Source organism: Bacillus sp. FSL W8-0640, from assembly GCF_038007725.1.
Classification (GTDB): Bacteria; Bacillota; Bacilli; order Bacillales; family Bacillaceae_G; genus Bacillus_A; species Bacillus_A cereus.
This window is the reverse complement of record NZ_JBBOXT010000001.1, coordinates 12501-27500: the sequence shown is the minus strand read 5'-3', so window position 1 is coordinate 27500 and position 15000 is coordinate 12501. Positions and strand designations below refer to the sequence as shown.

The following is a 15000-nucleotide window of genomic DNA, read 5'->3' as shown; positions in this document are numbered from 1 at the left end:
AGAAATCGCACCACGTAACACATGATATACACCTTGATACTCTTTCATTTTTTCCATCGCGATTACATCTTTCGGTTCTTGTACGACACAAACAACTGATTGATCTCGATGTGAATCATTACAAATATAACAAGGATCACGATCAGTAATATGTCCGCATACAGAACAGTACGCTAAATCTCGCTTCGCATTTACAAGTGCTTTCGCGAAACCTAACACATCATCTTCTTTCATATCTAATACGAAAAATGCCAATCGAACCGCTGTTTTCGGTCCGATACCTGGCAACTTCATAAAACTATCGATTAGTTTTGATATTGGTTCTGGATAATGCATGTATCAATATCCTCCTAGAACATTCCACCTGGTAAGTTTAAGCCTTTTGTAAATTTACCCATTGTAGAGTTTGAAAGCTCATCAGCCTTTTTAAGTGCATCATTTGTTGCAGCTAATACTAAGTCTTGTAGCATTTCGATATCTTCTGGATCTACAACTTCTTCTTTAATCTTCACTTCAAGAATTTGCTTGTGACCATTTGCGATAACTGTAATCATTCCGCCGCCAGCTGTACCTTCAACTGTTTTTTCACCAAGCTCTTCTTGTGCTTTCGCCATGTCCTTTTGCATCTTTTGCATTTGTTTCATCATGTTATTCATATTTCCCATTCCGCCACGCATCATAATTAATTCCTCCTAATTATTATTACTCTTTTATTTCAATGAGTTCTTGCCCTACTAATTTCACTGCCTCTTCTATAAGAGGATCTTCCTTTTTCTCTGGGCTTTCTTCAGACTCTCCACCTTCACGTTGTAAAAAGTCTTCACGGATTTTACCCCATTCACTTTTTGGAATGGCAATCATATTTAACCTTTTACTTAGCAATTCAAATAAAGCTTGTTCTACTGTATCCATAGCTTCTCGATTTTCGCTCGCCATCTTACAGTGAATCTCATATTGAAATGCTAAAACGTAAGTGTCATCTGAAGCTGCCACTGGTTCGCTATTTTCTAGTAAAACAGCAAACGCTACTTTGTTATATGATTTGAGTCTTCCTAACAACTCACCCCATACAGCTTTTAATTGTTCTAAATCTTGACGCTTCGCTTGTTTTAATACTTCATTTACACGTCCGACAGGAATCTTCATACTTCCTGTTCTTACCGGCTTTGGTGTTGCACGTGTCTCTCTTACTTCCTGTTGTACACCAGCTGGCACACCGTTCTTTTTAACTTGCTCTAACTCTTTCTCCAGTTGCTGCATCCTGTTCATAATTGCTTGCAAACGATCTGTACCATTTGCTTGCATCATAAACTGTTGACACAATTGCACCATAACAACTTCTAAGAAAATACGCGGATGATTTGTCCACTTCATTTCCTGTTGTCCCTTACTAAGGGTATGAATAATCTCATAGATCACTTCCGGTTGCATTTCTTCACTCAACTTACGGAATTGATCATCTACAATTACTCGTTCCAACATATGTTCTAGTTGCGGTGAAGTTTGATATAAAAGCATATCACGATAATAGTAAATGAAATCCTCCATAAAACGAACTGGATCCTTCCCTTTACTCATCATTTCATCTATGATTTGCAATGCTCTTGATACATCATTTTCACGTATGCATTCTACTAAATTGCCTAAGTATTGCTGAGAAACAGATCCTGTTACGGCCAATACATCTTCTGTCGTAACGGTCTCATCACTATAAGATATAGCCTGATCAATAAGGCTAAGTGCGTCACGCATACCACCTTCAGCAGCACGCGCAACAATTTGTAATGCCTCATCTTCCACTTGCGTACCTTCATTTGTCACGACCGTTGATAATCTCTCAACAATATCATTCACTGATATTTTTCGGAATTCAAAACGCTGACAACGTGAAATAATTGTAGACGGGATCTTATGAGGTTCTGTTGTCGCCAAAATAAAGATAACATGTCCTGGCGGCTCTTCTAAGGTTTTTAAAAGCGCATTGAATGCACCCATAGAAAGCATGTGAACTTCATCAATAATGTATACTTTATATTCTACAGCACTTGGAGCATATTTTACTTTATCTCTAATATCTCGAATTTCATCTACACCGTTATTTGAAGCCGCATCAATTTCTAATACATCTGAAATGGATCCTTGTGTAATTCCTAAACAAGAAGGACATTCATTACAAGGTTCAGCTACCGGAGCATGTTCACAGTTAATTGCTTTTGCAAATACTTTTGCAATTGTCGTTTTTCCTGTTCCCCTCGGGCCAGAAAATAAATAAGCATGTGAAACTTTCTCTTGAAGAAGGGCATTTTGCAACGTTTTTGTCACGTGCTTTTGACCGACTACATCTTCGAACTTTTGCGGTCTCCATGTTCGGTATAACGCTTGGTATGACACGAAAATACGGCCTCCCTCAAAGGTTATTATCTCATTTATTATAACCCATTCTGTTTATAGATTCCAAAAGTTATTTTCTATACAAAAAACTCACCTTTGTATTAAGGTGAGTTTTGTATACATATATAACTGCCGTGCACCCTCCGTCGATTACGTACCATAAGCGTTACTCAAGCAGTTAGCTCGGTTCAGGCACTCCTGCGGCACACGAGAAGACCCGCTTATTGCTGCTTCCTTCCGGACCTGACAAGGTTCACGGGGTCCCGTTGCGCAGGACCCAAACGTCAACACCACTTACTTAAGGCAGACCTTACAGCAACATAACCTCGAGAGGGGATTCGGCCTCGCTAGAGCGGATTGCGAGTATAGGGCACCGCTACCTCCCCGCTTAGCACGGCAAAGTTAAAACCAATATTCGGTTGCCTTCATTAAAGGCATTATCAGTATAACTTGTTTCTTTATAAAATGCAAATACGTTAGTTCCCAGTATTCTTCTCTAATTTTTTTATTGCTTTTCTTTTTTTACGAAGCTCTCTAAAAAAGCTTGTTAACAACGTACCGCATTCTTCCTCTAGTACACCAGATACTACTTCACATTGATGATTGAAGCGTTCATCCGTTAAAAGATTCATCAATGTCCCTGCACATCCGCCCTTCGGATCACTTGCACCATATACAACTCGCTTCACTCGTGATAAAACAATTCCACCTGCACACATTGGACAAGGTTCTAATGTTACATACAATGTTGCATCTTCTAAACGCCATGTCCCTAATTTTTTACACGCCTCATCTATCGCTAGCAACTCAGCATGAGCTATTGATCTCTGCTCAGTTTCCCTTAAATTATGGGCAACACTAATTACCTCACCATCTAACACTATAACTGCTCCAATTGGTACTTCCTGTATTTCCTCTGCCTTTTTAGCTTCTTCTATCGCTAATTGCATAAAATAAATATCTTGATCTTGTTCCATAACATAGTCCTTTCATTACAAATAAAGTACACTTATTTCCATTTACTACACAGGGGATAACTTTTACAAATTCAATCCACCCTAAAAGAAAAAAGAGAGGGGATTACATATGAAAAATACCGCCTTGCTCATTATCGATATGATTAATGACTTTCAATTTTCCCACGGACCCATTCTAGCTAAAAAATGTGAAATTATAACAAACCCTATTTTACAATTAAAGAAAAAAATGAAATCCTTCGGCTGTCCTATAATTTACGTTAATGACCATTATCAACTGTGGAGATCTGATATCGACCAACTTATTACTCATTGTACAAATGAATATAGCGAAAACATAATCCATAAGATTGCTCCAAGTTCTGATGATTACATTTTTATTAAACCACATTATTCCGCTTTTTATGAAACACCTTTAAATTCATTACTAGGTTATTTAAAAATAGAAAATCTAATATTAACAGGGGTTGCCGGAAATATATGTATCCTATTTACAGCTAATGATGCTCATATGAGAAATTATACATTGTATGTACCAGAGGATTGTATCGCCTCTAACAACGACCAAGATAATATACATGCTTTAAAAATAATGGAAACTACATTGAAAGCAACTATAACATCATCAACCAAAATAAAATTTAATTAATACATATATCTATTTTCTAACTTTTTATATCAAATTAACCCGCTCGCTTCCCTCTTGTGCTACAATAATTCTGTTTTGTGTTTTTAGTAGTCACGGTAAATCACTGATTGAAAGGAGGAAACAGCGTGACCGGAGTACCATTTATCACGGTTGAAGGACCAATTGGTGTTGGAAAAACTTCACTTGCGAAGGAAATTTCAACTCACATGCAACTCCACTTACTAAAAGAGATTGTTGATGAAAATCCCTTTTTAGGAAAGTTCTATGAAGACATCGACGAATGGAGTTTTCAAACAGAGATGTTCTTTCTTTGTAATAGATACAAACAATTAGAAGACATTAACATAAAGTATTTGAATCAAAGGAAACCAGTAGTAGCGGATTACCATATCTTTAAAAATTTAATTTTTGCATCCCGCACATTAAAAGACTCCCAATATGACAAATACATGCAAATTTATCGTATCCTTACACAAGATATGCCTGTGCCAAATGTCATTGTTTATTTAACAGCTAGCCTAGAAACATTGCAAAAACGAATTGCCATGCGCGGAAGAGAATTTGAAAAAAACATGGATCCAAATTACTTACTACAGCTCACAAAAGATTATGAAACAGCAATGGATGCTTTTAAAAAAGATCATCCGGAAATACCAGTATTGAAATTTAATGGAGACGATATGGATTTTGTAAAAAATCCTGATGATTTAAACGTCATCCTATCTGCCCTTCAAAATACTCTCTTAAAGGAGTCGAAATAATAATGAATTTAAGGCAAAAATATGATATACCCAATGACGCAGTAATCACTATCGCCGGAACGGTAGGTGTGGGTAAATCAACTATGACAACTGCATTAGCTAATGCTTTAGGTTATCGCACATCATTTGAAAAAGTAGATTCCAATCCATATTTGGACAAGTTCTATGCGGACTTCACTCGTTGGAGCTTCCACCTACAAGTGTACTTTTTAGCAGAACGATTTAAGGAACAAAAAAGAATTTTTGAATATGGTGGCGGTTTTGTTCAAGATCGTTCCATTTACGAAGACACTGGAATTTTCGCAAAGATGCATCATGAAAAAGGAACAATGACGGAAACTGATTATGAAACATACAAAGGTTTATTTGACGCTATGGTCATGACTCCTTACTTCCCTCATCCAGACTTATTAATTTACTTAGAAGGTTCTTTCGATGATATTGTCGATCGTATTCAAGAACGCGGGCGCCCAATGGAACAGCAAACACCAATTGAGTACTGGAAAGAAATGCATGGACGTTATGAAAACTGGATTAACAACTTTAATTCATGCCCTGTATTACGCTTAAATATTAATGAGTACGATATTTTAAAAGATGGTGATTCAATCGAACCAATCATTAAAAAAATTGGCCATTTTTTAAAACAAACACGTAAACTTGTAAAATAAAAAACCCGTGCATATGCACGGGTTTTCCTATTAAATTACTTCTTCTTTGTTGGAGCAATAATTTCACTCTCAGGTTTTCCTGCGTTAATGCGCTGACGAACAGTACTTGTACTAATATCGTATGCTTCAGCAATCTCTTTAACAGTCATTTCTTTCCCGTTAATTACTGCCGTTAATACTTTACCTGTACGTTTTGGAGCCGCCGCTTTCTTTACAGCTGCTTTTTTAACTTGTTTTGGCGCCTCTACTTTACTCGTAGCTTGTTTTACATCACAAGTACAACCACAAAGTTTACGGAATGTATCATCACTAATAATGCGTGATACGTTTGCACCACTGTTTAAAATTCTATTGTTCTTACAGACAGGACATTGTACATAATATAAAGTTTTTCCATCTAAAGGAAACGTTTGTATAATAAGATCCATGTTGACTCCTTTCATATCTATGAAGATAATCATCGGAATATGAGTGTGTAATAAGGACAAAATTACCTTACACCATACTTTATGATTGGTTTTAAAATAAAAACTCGTTACGTGTTGGTAACGAGTTCTCCAATCTCCACTTATATGCGCTGTTGTCAATTATATCTGGAGGAGGTAGAGGGATTCGAACCCCCGCGCGACTCTCGCCGCCTGTCGGTTTTCAAGACCGATCCCTTCAGCCAGACTTGGGTATACCTCCATATTGACATCAAATATAATATCAAAAGAAAAACAGTTAGTCAACCCTACTAAAATAAATTATGAGGAAAGGAAAATTTTACTTTTCCCTTCCTACATTACAGTACTGACAACGCTCATAATTACCAATCACTCATACCGATGAATGTTTAAATTTACTTAATAACTGTTTTTCCTCCCATATAAGGGCGAAGAACTTCTGGAATTATAATTGTACCATCTTCTTGTTGGTAGTTCTCTAAAATAGCTGCAACCGTACGTCCGATTGCAAGACCAGATCCATTTAATGTATGAACATGTTCTGGTTTTCCATTTGGCTCACGGCGGAAACGGATATTTGCACGTCTCGCTTGGAAAGCTTCAAAATTACTACAAGAAGAAATTTCACGATATGTGCCATAGCTTGGAATCCATACTTCAATATCGTATTTCTTCGCTGCTGTAAATCCTAAATCGCCTGTGCACATGCTCATAACGCGATATGGCAACTCTAATAATTGTAACACGCGTTCTGCATCATTTGTTAATTTTTCTAATTCTTCATAAGAATCTTCTGGTTTTACGAACTTCACAAGCTCTACTTTATTGAACTGATGCTGGCGAATTAAACCACGTGTATCACGACCAGCTGAACCTGCTTCAGAACGGAAGCAAGAGCTAAATGCAGCATATCTTATAGGCAATTGCTCTTTATTTAAAATCTCATCACGATGCATATTCGTTACAGGTACTTCAGCTGTTGGAATTAAGAAGTAATCTTCACTTTCAATACGGAATGCATCTTCTTCAAACTTTGGAAGTTGTCCTGTTCCCGTCATACTTGCACGGTTTACCATATATGGAGGTAATACTTCTTCATATCCATGCTCATCAGTATGAAGATCAAGCATAAAGCTAATTAAAGCACGCTCTAATCTTGCACCAGCACCTTTGTAAAATACGAAGCGGCTTCCTGTTACTTTCCCAGCGCGTTCAAAATCTAAAATTCCTAAATCAGTAGCAAGATCCCAATGTGGTTTTGGCTCAAAAGTAAATTCTTTCACTTCTCCCCAAGTACGTGCTACTACATTATCATCCTCTGTTTCACCAACTGGAGCAGATTCATGAGGGATATTTGGAATAGATAACATTAATCTTTCTAAGTCTTCTTCAACTGTACGAAGTTCGTTATCAAGATCCTTTACTTTTTCTCCAACCTCACGCATTTCTAAAATTAGAGCCTCTGCATCTTTCTTTTCGCGCTTTAATACAGAAATTTGTTGAGATACTTCGTTACGTTTACTTTTTAATTCTTCTGTCTGAACAAGTAGTTCTCTTCTTCTCGTATCAAGTTCTTCAAAACGGCCGAAATCAGTTAAATCTTCGCCTCTATGCTGTAATTTCGCTTTTACTTCTTCAAAGTTTGTACGTAAAAATTTAATATCAAGCATTATATACTCCTCCTTTTATTTTATAAAACACAAAAAACTCCCGTCCCTATATAAAGGGACGGGAGTTAACCCGCGTTGCCACCCTAGTTGAAAGCATTACCGCTTTCCTCTCAAGTAGAAATAACGGCTCTTCACCGGGAATGCTTACTAATCCAAAAGATATTCCACATTCCATTCCAGGATGGATTCACAAACTGTTTCTATCGATTTCCACCAACCATCGACTCTCTATAAGAAACGACATTTGTTACTATTTCCTATCAACACGCTTATTTTATAAAATTGTTACCATCAATTTACTATAATCTTATACAAGTTGCAAGTTACTTATACAACTTTTTTCATTTTCGCTTCTTTTACCATTTCAACAAAGTATGCTGTCACACGATGATCATCTGTTAATTCCGGATGGAATGAAGCAGCTAAAAACTGATCTTGTCTTACCGCTACCATTCGGTCACCATGCTTAGAAAGCACTTCAACATTATCAGCTACTTCTACAACATACGGCGCACGGATAAATACACCAATGAAGTCTTCACCCACGCCTTCAATTGAAAGCGCAGCTTCAAAACTATCCTTTTGGCGTCCGAACGCATTGCGCTCAACTGTAATATCCATAGCACCAATATGTGCTTCTTCATAGCCAATAAGTGTTTTCGCAAGAAGAATCATCCCTGCACATGTACCAAACATTGGTTTACCAGACTTTGCAAATGTACGAAGTGGTTCCATGAAAGCATACTTATCAATAAGACGGCGCATTGTTGTACTTTCACCGCCTGGTAAAATAAGACCATCAATCTCTTCAAGTTGCTCTATACGCTTTACAACAACAGCTTCTGCACCACTTGCTTCAACTGATTTTACATGCTCACGAACTGCACCTTGAAGACCTAGTACACCGATTTTCACCATTTTAAAGTTCTCCTTTAATTACCATCCACGCTCTTGCATGCGTTGTTCTGGTAATAACGTTGAAATTTCGACACCCTTCATTGCATTACCTAATCCTTTAGAAAGGTTTGCAATTAGTTCGTAATCTTCATAATGAGTCGTTGCTTCAACGATTGCACGTGCAAATTTCTCTGGGTTTTCTGATTTGAAGATACCAGATCCAACAAATACCCCATCAGCACCAAGTTGCATCATTAATGCTGCATCTGCTGGTGTTGCTACACCACCTGCCGCAAAGTTTACAACTGGTAAGCGACCAAGGCGTTTAATTTCAAGTAATACTTCGTAAGGAGCGCCAGTATTTTTTGCATATGTCATTAACTCATCTTCACGTAGACTCGCAACTTGACGGATTTCTGCATTGACTTGGCGCATATGACGCACTGCCTCTACAATGTTTCCTGTTCCTGGTTCACCTTTTGTACGAAGCATAGATGCACCTTCTGCAATACGACGTGCAGCTTCTCCGATATCACGGCAACCACATACAAATGGAACTGTGTAATCACGTTTATTTAAATGGTATACTTCATCAGCAGGAGTTAATACTTCACTCTCATCGATATAGTCTACCCCTAATGATTCTAATACACGTGCTTCTACAAGGTGACCGATACGGCATTTTGCCATAACCGGAATTGACACCGCACCCATAACTTCTTCAACAATTGTTGGGTCTGCCATACGAGAAACGCCACCTGCTGCACGAATATCTGCTGGTACACGCTCTAATGCCATAACGGCAACTGCGCCTGCCTCTTCTGCAATTTTTGCTTGTTCAGCGTTAACTACGTCCATAATAACGCCGCCTTTTTGCATTTCTGCCATTCCACGTTTTACACGTTCTGTCCCTGTTACATTTGTCATGTACAAAAACCCCCCTAGGTGAATTGCTTTCCCCCGTTAAAGGCGAAAATTAAGAATACTCTTACATTCTACCACTAACTATCAGATGCTTGTCTACTACTTTTTCATAAAGTCGGTATGAAAAATAGGAATAAAAAAAAGCTCCTATCATGAGGAGCTTTTAAAACCAACCTTTTACTGTATCAACAGCACTATTCCACATGCCACTAAAGAATGAACCAATTCCGCGCATAGCACGAGTAAACCAGTTTGCTTCTTCTACTTCAGATGTTGTTACAAGATCCACTTGCAGTGACTTACCAGTTAAAAATCCAGGGTCGTTTGTATCTTTTGGCGTAATTACCATTTGACCAAGCGCAGCTCCCTTTTTAATAGGTGCTTCTTGTCCCTTGCTTGATTCTTTTAATTCCGTTTTATAAACATCTTTACTTCCTTTTGGCACCGGAAGTGAAATAGCTTGTTTCGTTTGAACTGCTACATCTTTATCTTTCGCATTTTCTACTCGTACTGTTTCTTGTCCTTTTACTGAAGAACCTTTTTTATACATTTGTTTTACTTCAAAGTTAGCAAATCCATAATCATATAGCTTCTTTGTTTCATCAAAACGTGCTGTATGAGAACTTGTTTTAATAACTACAGAAATAAAACGCATTCCGTTTCTTTCAACCGTACCAGTGAAGCAATCTCCTGCCTCTGGAGTTGAGCCTGTTTTTAGGCCGTCTACGCCATCATATTCTTTAACTAAGCCCTTTAACATCCAGTTCCAGTTCGACATTGCAAACTTCTCTTTTTCTGGACGGAATTCTTTTTTAGGGATTTTTGCTGTATCTAACACTTTTGGATAATCTTTAATTAAATGTTGTGCTAAAGTTGCAACATCCTTTGCAGACATTTTATTTTCTTCATCCGCTGTTGTTCCTTCAGGATGCATTCCCTTTAAATCTTTATTCGTTAAACCTGTAGAATTGACAAATTTATAATTTTTCAACCCTAGTTCTTTCGATTTATCATTCATCATTTTTACGAAGTCTACTTCTTTACCTGCAATTGCTTCTGCTAATGCAATTGTTGCACCATTTGCAGAAAAGATTGCCATTGCCTCGTATAACTCTTTTACTGTATAAGAGCCACCATTTTCTAATGCAACATTTGATAATGAAGCATCTTGTGAAACCTTATATGCATATTCAGAAACCTTAATTTTCTGGTCCCACTTAAGTTTTCCTTTATCCACTGCTTCGTGAACTAAATATTCACTCATCATCTTTGTCATACTAGCAATGGATAATAATTCATCTGCATTCTTTTGATATAAAATTTTCCCAGAATTCGCTTCTACTAAAATTGCCGCACCTGCTTCAATGTTTAAAGCGGCTCCTGTTTCAGCTGATGCATTGCTATATGGCATAAAAATGCTACAAGCTAGTGTAAGCACTGTTACCAAAGCAATGAATCTTTTGCAAAACATACCTTTCACTTTTGCTACCCCCAATATCTATGTACTCACATAACCGTTATTCTAACATAATCAAAAAAAAATAGACAGAGATATCAAATCTCTGTCTATTTGTATATAAGACATTATAATGAGTAGTTTGGAGCCTCTTTTGTAATTTGTACGTGATGAGGATGACTTTCACGTAAGCCAGCACCTGACATACGAATGAATTGTGCATTTTCGCGTAAGAATTCTAAATCCTGTGCTCCGCAATATCCCATACCTGCACGTAAGCCACCAACTAATTGGTGAACTGTATCTGCTAAAGGTCCTTTATATGGTACTCGTCCTTCAATACCTTCTGGGACAAGTTTTTTATTGCCTTCTTGGAAGTAACGATCTTTACTTCCTTTTTCCATCGCACCGACAGAACCCATACCACGATACACTTTAAATTGACGACCTTGGTAAATTTCAGTTTCTCCAGGGCTTTCTGCAACACCTGCAAACATGCTACCTAGCATAACAACATGTGCTCCTGCCGCTAAAGCTTTCACCATATCACCAGAGTACTTAATACCGCCATCAGCAATAACTGGAATGCCGTGTTTACGAGCTTCTGTTGCACAATCATAAACCGCAGTTAATTGTGGTACACCAACACCGGCTACAACGCGTGTTGTACAAATAGAACCTGGTCCAATACCAACTTTAACTACGTTTGCACCAGCTTCAATTAGTGCTTTCGTTGCTTCAGCAGTAGCAACATTTCCAGCGATAATATTTAGTGATGGATATTTAGCACGAACTTCTTTTACCTTATCAATAACACCTTTAGAATGCCCATGTGCTGTATCAAGTACAATTGCATCTACACTAGCTTTTACTAATGCATCGATGCGAAGCATAGCATCCGCTGTTACACCAACTGCTGCTCCAACTAATAAGCGTCCTTGCTTATCTTTAGCAGAGTTTGGGAATTCAATTACTTTTTCAATATCTTTTATTGTAATAAGCCCTTGTAATACACCGTTATTATCAACAAGAGGGAGTTTTTCAATTTTATACTTTTGTAGGATCTTTTCAGCTTCTTCCAGTGTAGTACCAACTGGAGCTGTAATTAATTGTTCTTTTGTCATTACGTCAGAAATTTTGATTGAGTAGTCTTGGATGAAGCGCATATCACGGTTTGTAATAATACCAACTAATTTTCGCTCATCTAAATTATTTACAACCGGTACACCTGAGATACGATATTTTCCCATAAGATGTTCTGCATCATATACTTGATGTTCTGGAGTTAAGAAGAAAGGATCTGAAATAACGCCGCTTTCAGAGCGCTTTACTTTATCAACTTGCTCTGCTTGTTGCTCAATAGACATATTCTTATGAATAATTCCTAAACCACCCTGGCGAGCCATTGCAATAGCCATGTCAGCTTCTGTTACTGTATCCATTCCTGCACTAATTAACGGGATGTTTAGCTGTAAGCTTTCAGATAAAACTGTTTTAACACTTACTTCTCTTGGTAATATATCTGACCTAGCTGGTACAAGTAATACATCATCAAAAGTCAAACCTTCTTTAACAAATTTAGATTCCCACATAATTGTTCCCCCTATGATACCAGAAATTATTATTAGTAGCTTATCAATTGGTTAAAATACTGTCAAGGACGTATATATATGTTAGAATTTTTAGACAATAAAAGGAGCGTAATATATGCATCAAACATCTTGTACTTGGCAGCAGTTAAGTTTCTTTTTTTCATCTCAAAACGTACAACGTTATCTTGCCCGTTGTTACGAAAAATCCTCTATTCAGGATGCCGAAAAAAAAAGTTTTGAAAATTGTTATCCCTTTATTTATTACTTAGAACACGGGAAAAATTATTATGAATTATATAAGACAGCTCCATTTTCCATTCAACCAATGTTGTTATTTTATGGAATTAGTCAACTTTTTAAAGCATGCCTACTAACTATTGACCCTAACTATCCTGAATCCACTACTGTTTTAGCTCATGGCGTTACAACTCGCAAACGAAAAAAACAAGGGTATCAATTTTTAGAAGATGAGGTGAAGGTACAAAAAAACGGATTATTTACTCATGTTGCAGAACAACTGTTTCACATGAAACACTTAGAAGCAGAAAAATTTAACATGTTAGAACTAATGGGAAATATTCCAGAATTACAAAATTTATTTCGTTATAGTCAGAAAGGATCAACTTTATATAAAATCGATTCAACAATTAAAAATGAGCTCTCCTTTTCAGTCAACCTACTAGATCGATTACATATGACTAAAGAGAGATTTTCTCGTTACATTGAAACATCTTGTAAGCATTTATCAATACAGCACGTACCTGAGAAGACTAATGAATCGAATTTACTTTTTACGGCGCCCATTCAATCATGGAATCCTATGTACAGTACTCCTTTATACTATGAACATCTTACTAATACTTATTATTTGCCACTTACGACTGATCCTAGAAATCCTAAGCCAATATTACCTGAACTCCTCATTCATTATTTATTGCTCTATAATTTAAGCATGATTTCTAGGTATGAAACAGATTGGTGGTATGACTTACTTGGCAGTTATGGTTCTGAAGATTATCCATTTATTTATCAATTTCTAAGTATTTCTGCTCAAAAAATCCCTTACTATATTTCAAATTTTTTATTAATGGAACCAAATCTATTTCATGGGAAATAAAAAAACACAAGTCAAATGACTTGTGTTTTTAGTTGCTTGGCGACGTCCTACTCTCACAGGGACAAGGTCCCAACTACCATCGGCGCTAGAGAGCTTAACTTCCGTGTTCGGTATGGGAACGGGTGTGACCTCTCTGCCATCATCACCAAACTATGAAGGCATATTCCTTCAAAACTAGATAACATTGCTACATATTATATGGTTAAGTCCTCGATCTATTAGTATTCGTCAGCTCCACATGTCACCATGCTTCCACCTCGAACCTATCAACCTGATCATCTTTCAGGGATCTTACTAGCTTACGCTATGGGAAATCTCATCTTGAGGGGGCTTCATGCTTAGATGCTTTCAGCACTTATCCCTTCCGCACATAGCTACCCAGCTATGCCCTTGGCAGAACAACTGGTACACCAGCGGTGCGTCCATCCCGGTCCTCTCGTACTAAGGACAGCTCCTCTCAAATTTCCTACGCCCACGACGGATAGGGACCGAACTGTCTCACGACGTTCTGAACCCAGCTCGCGTACCGCTTTAATGGGCGAACAGCCCAACCCTTGGGACCGACTACAGCCCCAGGATGCGATGAGCCGACATCGAGGTGCCAAACCTCCCCGTCGATGTGGACTCTTGGGGGAGATAAGCCTGTTATCCCCGGGGTAGCTTTTATCCGTTGAGCGATGGCCCTTCCATGCGGAACCACCGGATCACTAAGCCCGACTTTCGTCCCTGCTCGACTTGTAGGTCTCGCAGTCAAGCTCCCTTATGCCTTTGCACTCTACGAATGATTTCCAACCATTCTGAGGGAACCTTTGGGCGCCTCCGTTACACTTTAGGAGGCGACCGCCCCAGTCAAACTGCCCACCTGACACTGTCTCCCGGGTCGATAAGACCCGTAGGTTAGAATTTCAATACAGTCAGGGCGGTATCCCACCAGCGCCTCCACCGAAGCTAGCGCTCCGGTTTCAATGGCTCCCGCCTATCCTGTACAAACTGTACCAAAATTCAATATCAGGCTACAGTAAAGCTCCACGGGGTCTTTCCGTCCTGTCGCGGGTAACCTGCATCTTCACAGGTACTATAATTTCACCGAGTCTCTGGTTGAGACAGTGCCCAAATCGTTACACCTTTCGTGCGGGTCGGAACTTACCCGACAAGGAATTTCGCTACCTTAGGACCGTTATAGTTACGGCCGCCGTTTACTGGGGCTTCAGTTCAGAGCTTCGCTTACGCTAACCCCTCTCCTTAACCTTCCAGCACCGGGCAGGTGTCACCCCCTATACTTCGCCTTACGGCTTCGCAGAGAGCTGTGTTTTTGCTAAACAGTCGCTTGGGCCTATTCACTGCGGCTTTCCGTTAAGAAAGCACCCCTTCTCCCGAAGTTACGGGGTCATTTTGCCGAGTTCCTTAACCAGAGTTCTCTCGCACACCTTAGGATTCTCTCCTCGCCTA

The 15000-nt window shown here is 38.5% G+C and carries 14 protein-coding genes, 1 tRNA gene, 2 rRNA genes, 1 other RNA gene and 1 other annotated feature (2 of these 19 running past the window's edge); of the genes, 4 read left to right on the top strand and 14 right to left on the bottom strand.

The window, feature by feature from the left end; all coding sequences use genetic code 11:
- The 5 genes from recR to tadA all read right to left on the bottom strand — a co-directional run.
- Positions 1–336, bottom strand: the 5' portion of a protein-coding gene (gene recR / locus N2V80_RS00135) for a recombination protein RecR (protein WP_000559169.1). The gene continues 261 nt to the left of window position 1, outside the view; only the first 336 of its 597 coding nucleotides appear in the window; the start codon lies at positions 334–336; its stop codon lies off the left edge, out of view.
- Between the two features lie 14 nt (positions 337–350).
- On the bottom strand, positions 351–677 hold the full coding sequence (locus tag N2V80_RS00130) for a YbaB/EbfC family nucleoid-associated protein (RefSeq protein ID WP_014894853.1): 327 nt from the start codon (positions 675–677) through the stop codon (positions 351–353).
- A gap of 25 nt (positions 678–702) precedes the next feature.
- Positions 703–2391: a DNA polymerase III subunit gamma/tau gene (gene dnaX / locus N2V80_RS00125; RefSeq protein WP_061655878.1), complete on the bottom strand. Its 1689-nt coding sequence runs from the start codon at positions 2389–2391 to the stop codon at positions 703–705.
- A 132-nt stretch (positions 2392–2523) separates the two neighbouring features.
- An RNA gene (ffs, locus tag N2V80_RS00120) (signal recognition particle sRNA large type) lies at positions 2524–2788 on the bottom strand.
- Positions 2789–2867: 79 nt separating this feature from the next.
- Complete coding sequence (gene tadA / locus N2V80_RS00115) at positions 2868–3368, bottom strand: tRNA adenosine(34) deaminase TadA (protein WP_000434332.1); 501 nt, start codon at positions 3366–3368, stop codon at positions 2868–2870.
- Positions 3369–3477: 109 nt separating this feature from the next.
- On the opposite strand from tadA, the gene N2V80_RS00110 reads away from it, so the two are divergent.
- The 3 genes from N2V80_RS00110 to N2V80_RS00100 all read left to right on the top strand — a co-directional run bounded on the left by N2V80_RS00110 (position 3478) and on the right by N2V80_RS00100 (position 5449).
- A complete protein-coding gene (locus N2V80_RS00110) occupies positions 3478–4017 on the top strand; it encodes an isochorismatase family cysteine hydrolase (RefSeq protein ID WP_000798712.1) in 540 nt (179 codons plus the stop codon).
- Between the two features lie 125 nt (positions 4018–4142).
- Positions 4143–4778, top strand: coding sequence for a deoxynucleoside kinase (locus N2V80_RS00105; protein ID WP_000148218.1), 636 nt, complete (start codon positions 4143–4145; stop codon positions 4776–4778).
- Positions 4779–4780: 2 nt separating this feature from the next.
- A complete protein-coding gene (locus N2V80_RS00100) occupies positions 4781–5449 on the top strand; it encodes a deoxynucleoside kinase (RefSeq protein ID WP_001053585.1) in 669 nt (222 codons plus the stop codon).
- Between the two features lie 35 nt (positions 5450–5484).
- On the opposite strand, the gene N2V80_RS00095 is transcribed toward N2V80_RS00100, so the two are convergent.
- The 7 genes from N2V80_RS00095 to guaB form a co-directional block, all read right to left on the bottom strand.
- Entirely contained in the window at positions 5485–5877 is a 393-nt protein-coding gene (locus N2V80_RS00095; protein WP_000364196.1) for a DUF3797 domain-containing protein, read from the bottom strand.
- A 166-nt stretch (positions 5878–6043) separates the two neighbouring features.
- A tRNA-Ser gene (locus N2V80_RS00090) sits at positions 6044–6136 on the bottom strand.
- Positions 6137–6290: 154 nt separating this feature from the next.
- On the bottom strand, positions 6291–7565 hold the full coding sequence (gene serS, locus N2V80_RS00085; RefSeq protein ID WP_000884186.1) for a serine--tRNA ligase: 1275 nt from the start codon (positions 7563–7565) through the stop codon (positions 6291–6293).
- A gap of 51 nt (positions 7566–7616) precedes the next feature.
- Positions 7617–7838: a binding site (T-box leader), on the bottom strand.
- Between the two features lie 54 nt (positions 7839–7892).
- A complete protein-coding gene (pdxT, locus tag N2V80_RS00080; protein WP_000238783.1) occupies positions 7893–8483 on the bottom strand; it encodes a pyridoxal 5'-phosphate synthase glutaminase subunit PdxT in 591 nt (196 codons plus the stop codon).
- Positions 8484–8501: 18 nt separating this feature from the next.
- Positions 8502–9389, bottom strand: coding sequence for a pyridoxal 5'-phosphate synthase lyase subunit PdxS (gene pdxS, locus N2V80_RS00075; protein WP_000186164.1), 888 nt, complete (start codon positions 9387–9389; stop codon positions 8502–8504).
- 160 nt (positions 9390–9549) lie between these two features.
- Positions 9550–10857: a D-alanyl-D-alanine carboxypeptidase DacA gene (gene dacA, locus N2V80_RS00070; protein WP_125653127.1), complete on the bottom strand. Its 1308-nt coding sequence runs from the start codon at positions 10855–10857 to the stop codon at positions 9550–9552.
- A gap of 113 nt (positions 10858–10970) precedes the next feature.
- On the bottom strand, positions 10971–12434 hold the full coding sequence (gene guaB, locus N2V80_RS00065; RefSeq protein WP_000264088.1) for an IMP dehydrogenase: 1464 nt from the start codon (positions 12432–12434) through the stop codon (positions 10971–10973).
- A gap of 115 nt (positions 12435–12549) precedes the next feature.
- Here guaB and N2V80_RS00060 point away from each other — a divergent pair, with 115 nt between their 5' ends.
- Positions 12550–13551, top strand: a complete 1002-nt coding sequence (locus N2V80_RS00060; protein ID WP_000554287.1) for a YaaC family protein — start codon at positions 12550–12552, stop codon at positions 13549–13551.
- Positions 13552–13585: 34 nt separating this feature from the next.
- On the opposite strand, the gene rrf is transcribed toward N2V80_RS00060, so the two are convergent.
- Together rrf and N2V80_RS00050 are read right to left on the bottom strand one after the other, a co-directional pair.
- Positions 13586–13701, bottom strand: a 5S ribosomal RNA gene (gene rrf / locus N2V80_RS00055).
- A gap of 48 nt (positions 13702–13749) precedes the next feature.
- A 23S ribosomal RNA gene (locus N2V80_RS00050) occupies positions 13750–15000 on the bottom strand; it runs 1670 nt beyond the window's last position.

Coding starts and splice junctions, on each gene's coding strand:
- N2V80_RS00130 (WP_014894853.1), bottom strand. CDS start 677: ATGCGTGGCGGAATGGGAAATATGAATAACATGATGAAACAAATGCAA.
- tadA (WP_000434332.1), bottom strand. CDS start 3,368: ATGGAACAAGATCAAGATATTTATTTTATGCAATTAGCGATAGAAGAA.
- N2V80_RS00110 (WP_000798712.1), top strand. CDS start 3,478: ATGAAAAATACCGCCTTGCTCATTATCGATATGATTAATGACTTTCAA.
- N2V80_RS00100 (WP_001053585.1), top strand. CDS start 4,781: ATGAATTTAAGGCAAAAATATGATATACCCAATGACGCAGTAATCACT.
- N2V80_RS00095 (WP_000364196.1), bottom strand. CDS start 5,877: ATGGATCTTATTATACAAACGTTTCCTTTAGATGGAAAAACTTTATAT.
- serS (WP_000884186.1), bottom strand. CDS start 7,565: ATGCTTGATATTAAATTTTTACGTACAAACTTTGAAGAAGTAAAAGCG.
- pdxT (WP_000238783.1), bottom strand. CDS start 8,483: ATGGTGAAAATCGGTGTACTAGGTCTTCAAGGTGCAGTTCGTGAGCAT.
- pdxS (WP_000186164.1), bottom strand. CDS start 9,389: ATGACAAATGTAACAGGGACAGAACGTGTAAAACGTGGAATGGCAGAA.
- dacA (WP_125653127.1), bottom strand. CDS start 10,857: ATGTTTTGCAAAAGATTCATTGCTTTGGTAACAGTGCTTACACTAGCT.
- guaB (WP_000264088.1), bottom strand. CDS start 12,434: ATGTGGGAATCTAAATTTGTTAAAGAAGGTTTGACTTTTGATGATGTA.
- N2V80_RS00060 (WP_000554287.1), top strand. CDS start 12,550: ATGCATCAAACATCTTGTACTTGGCAGCAGTTAAGTTTCTTTTTTTCA.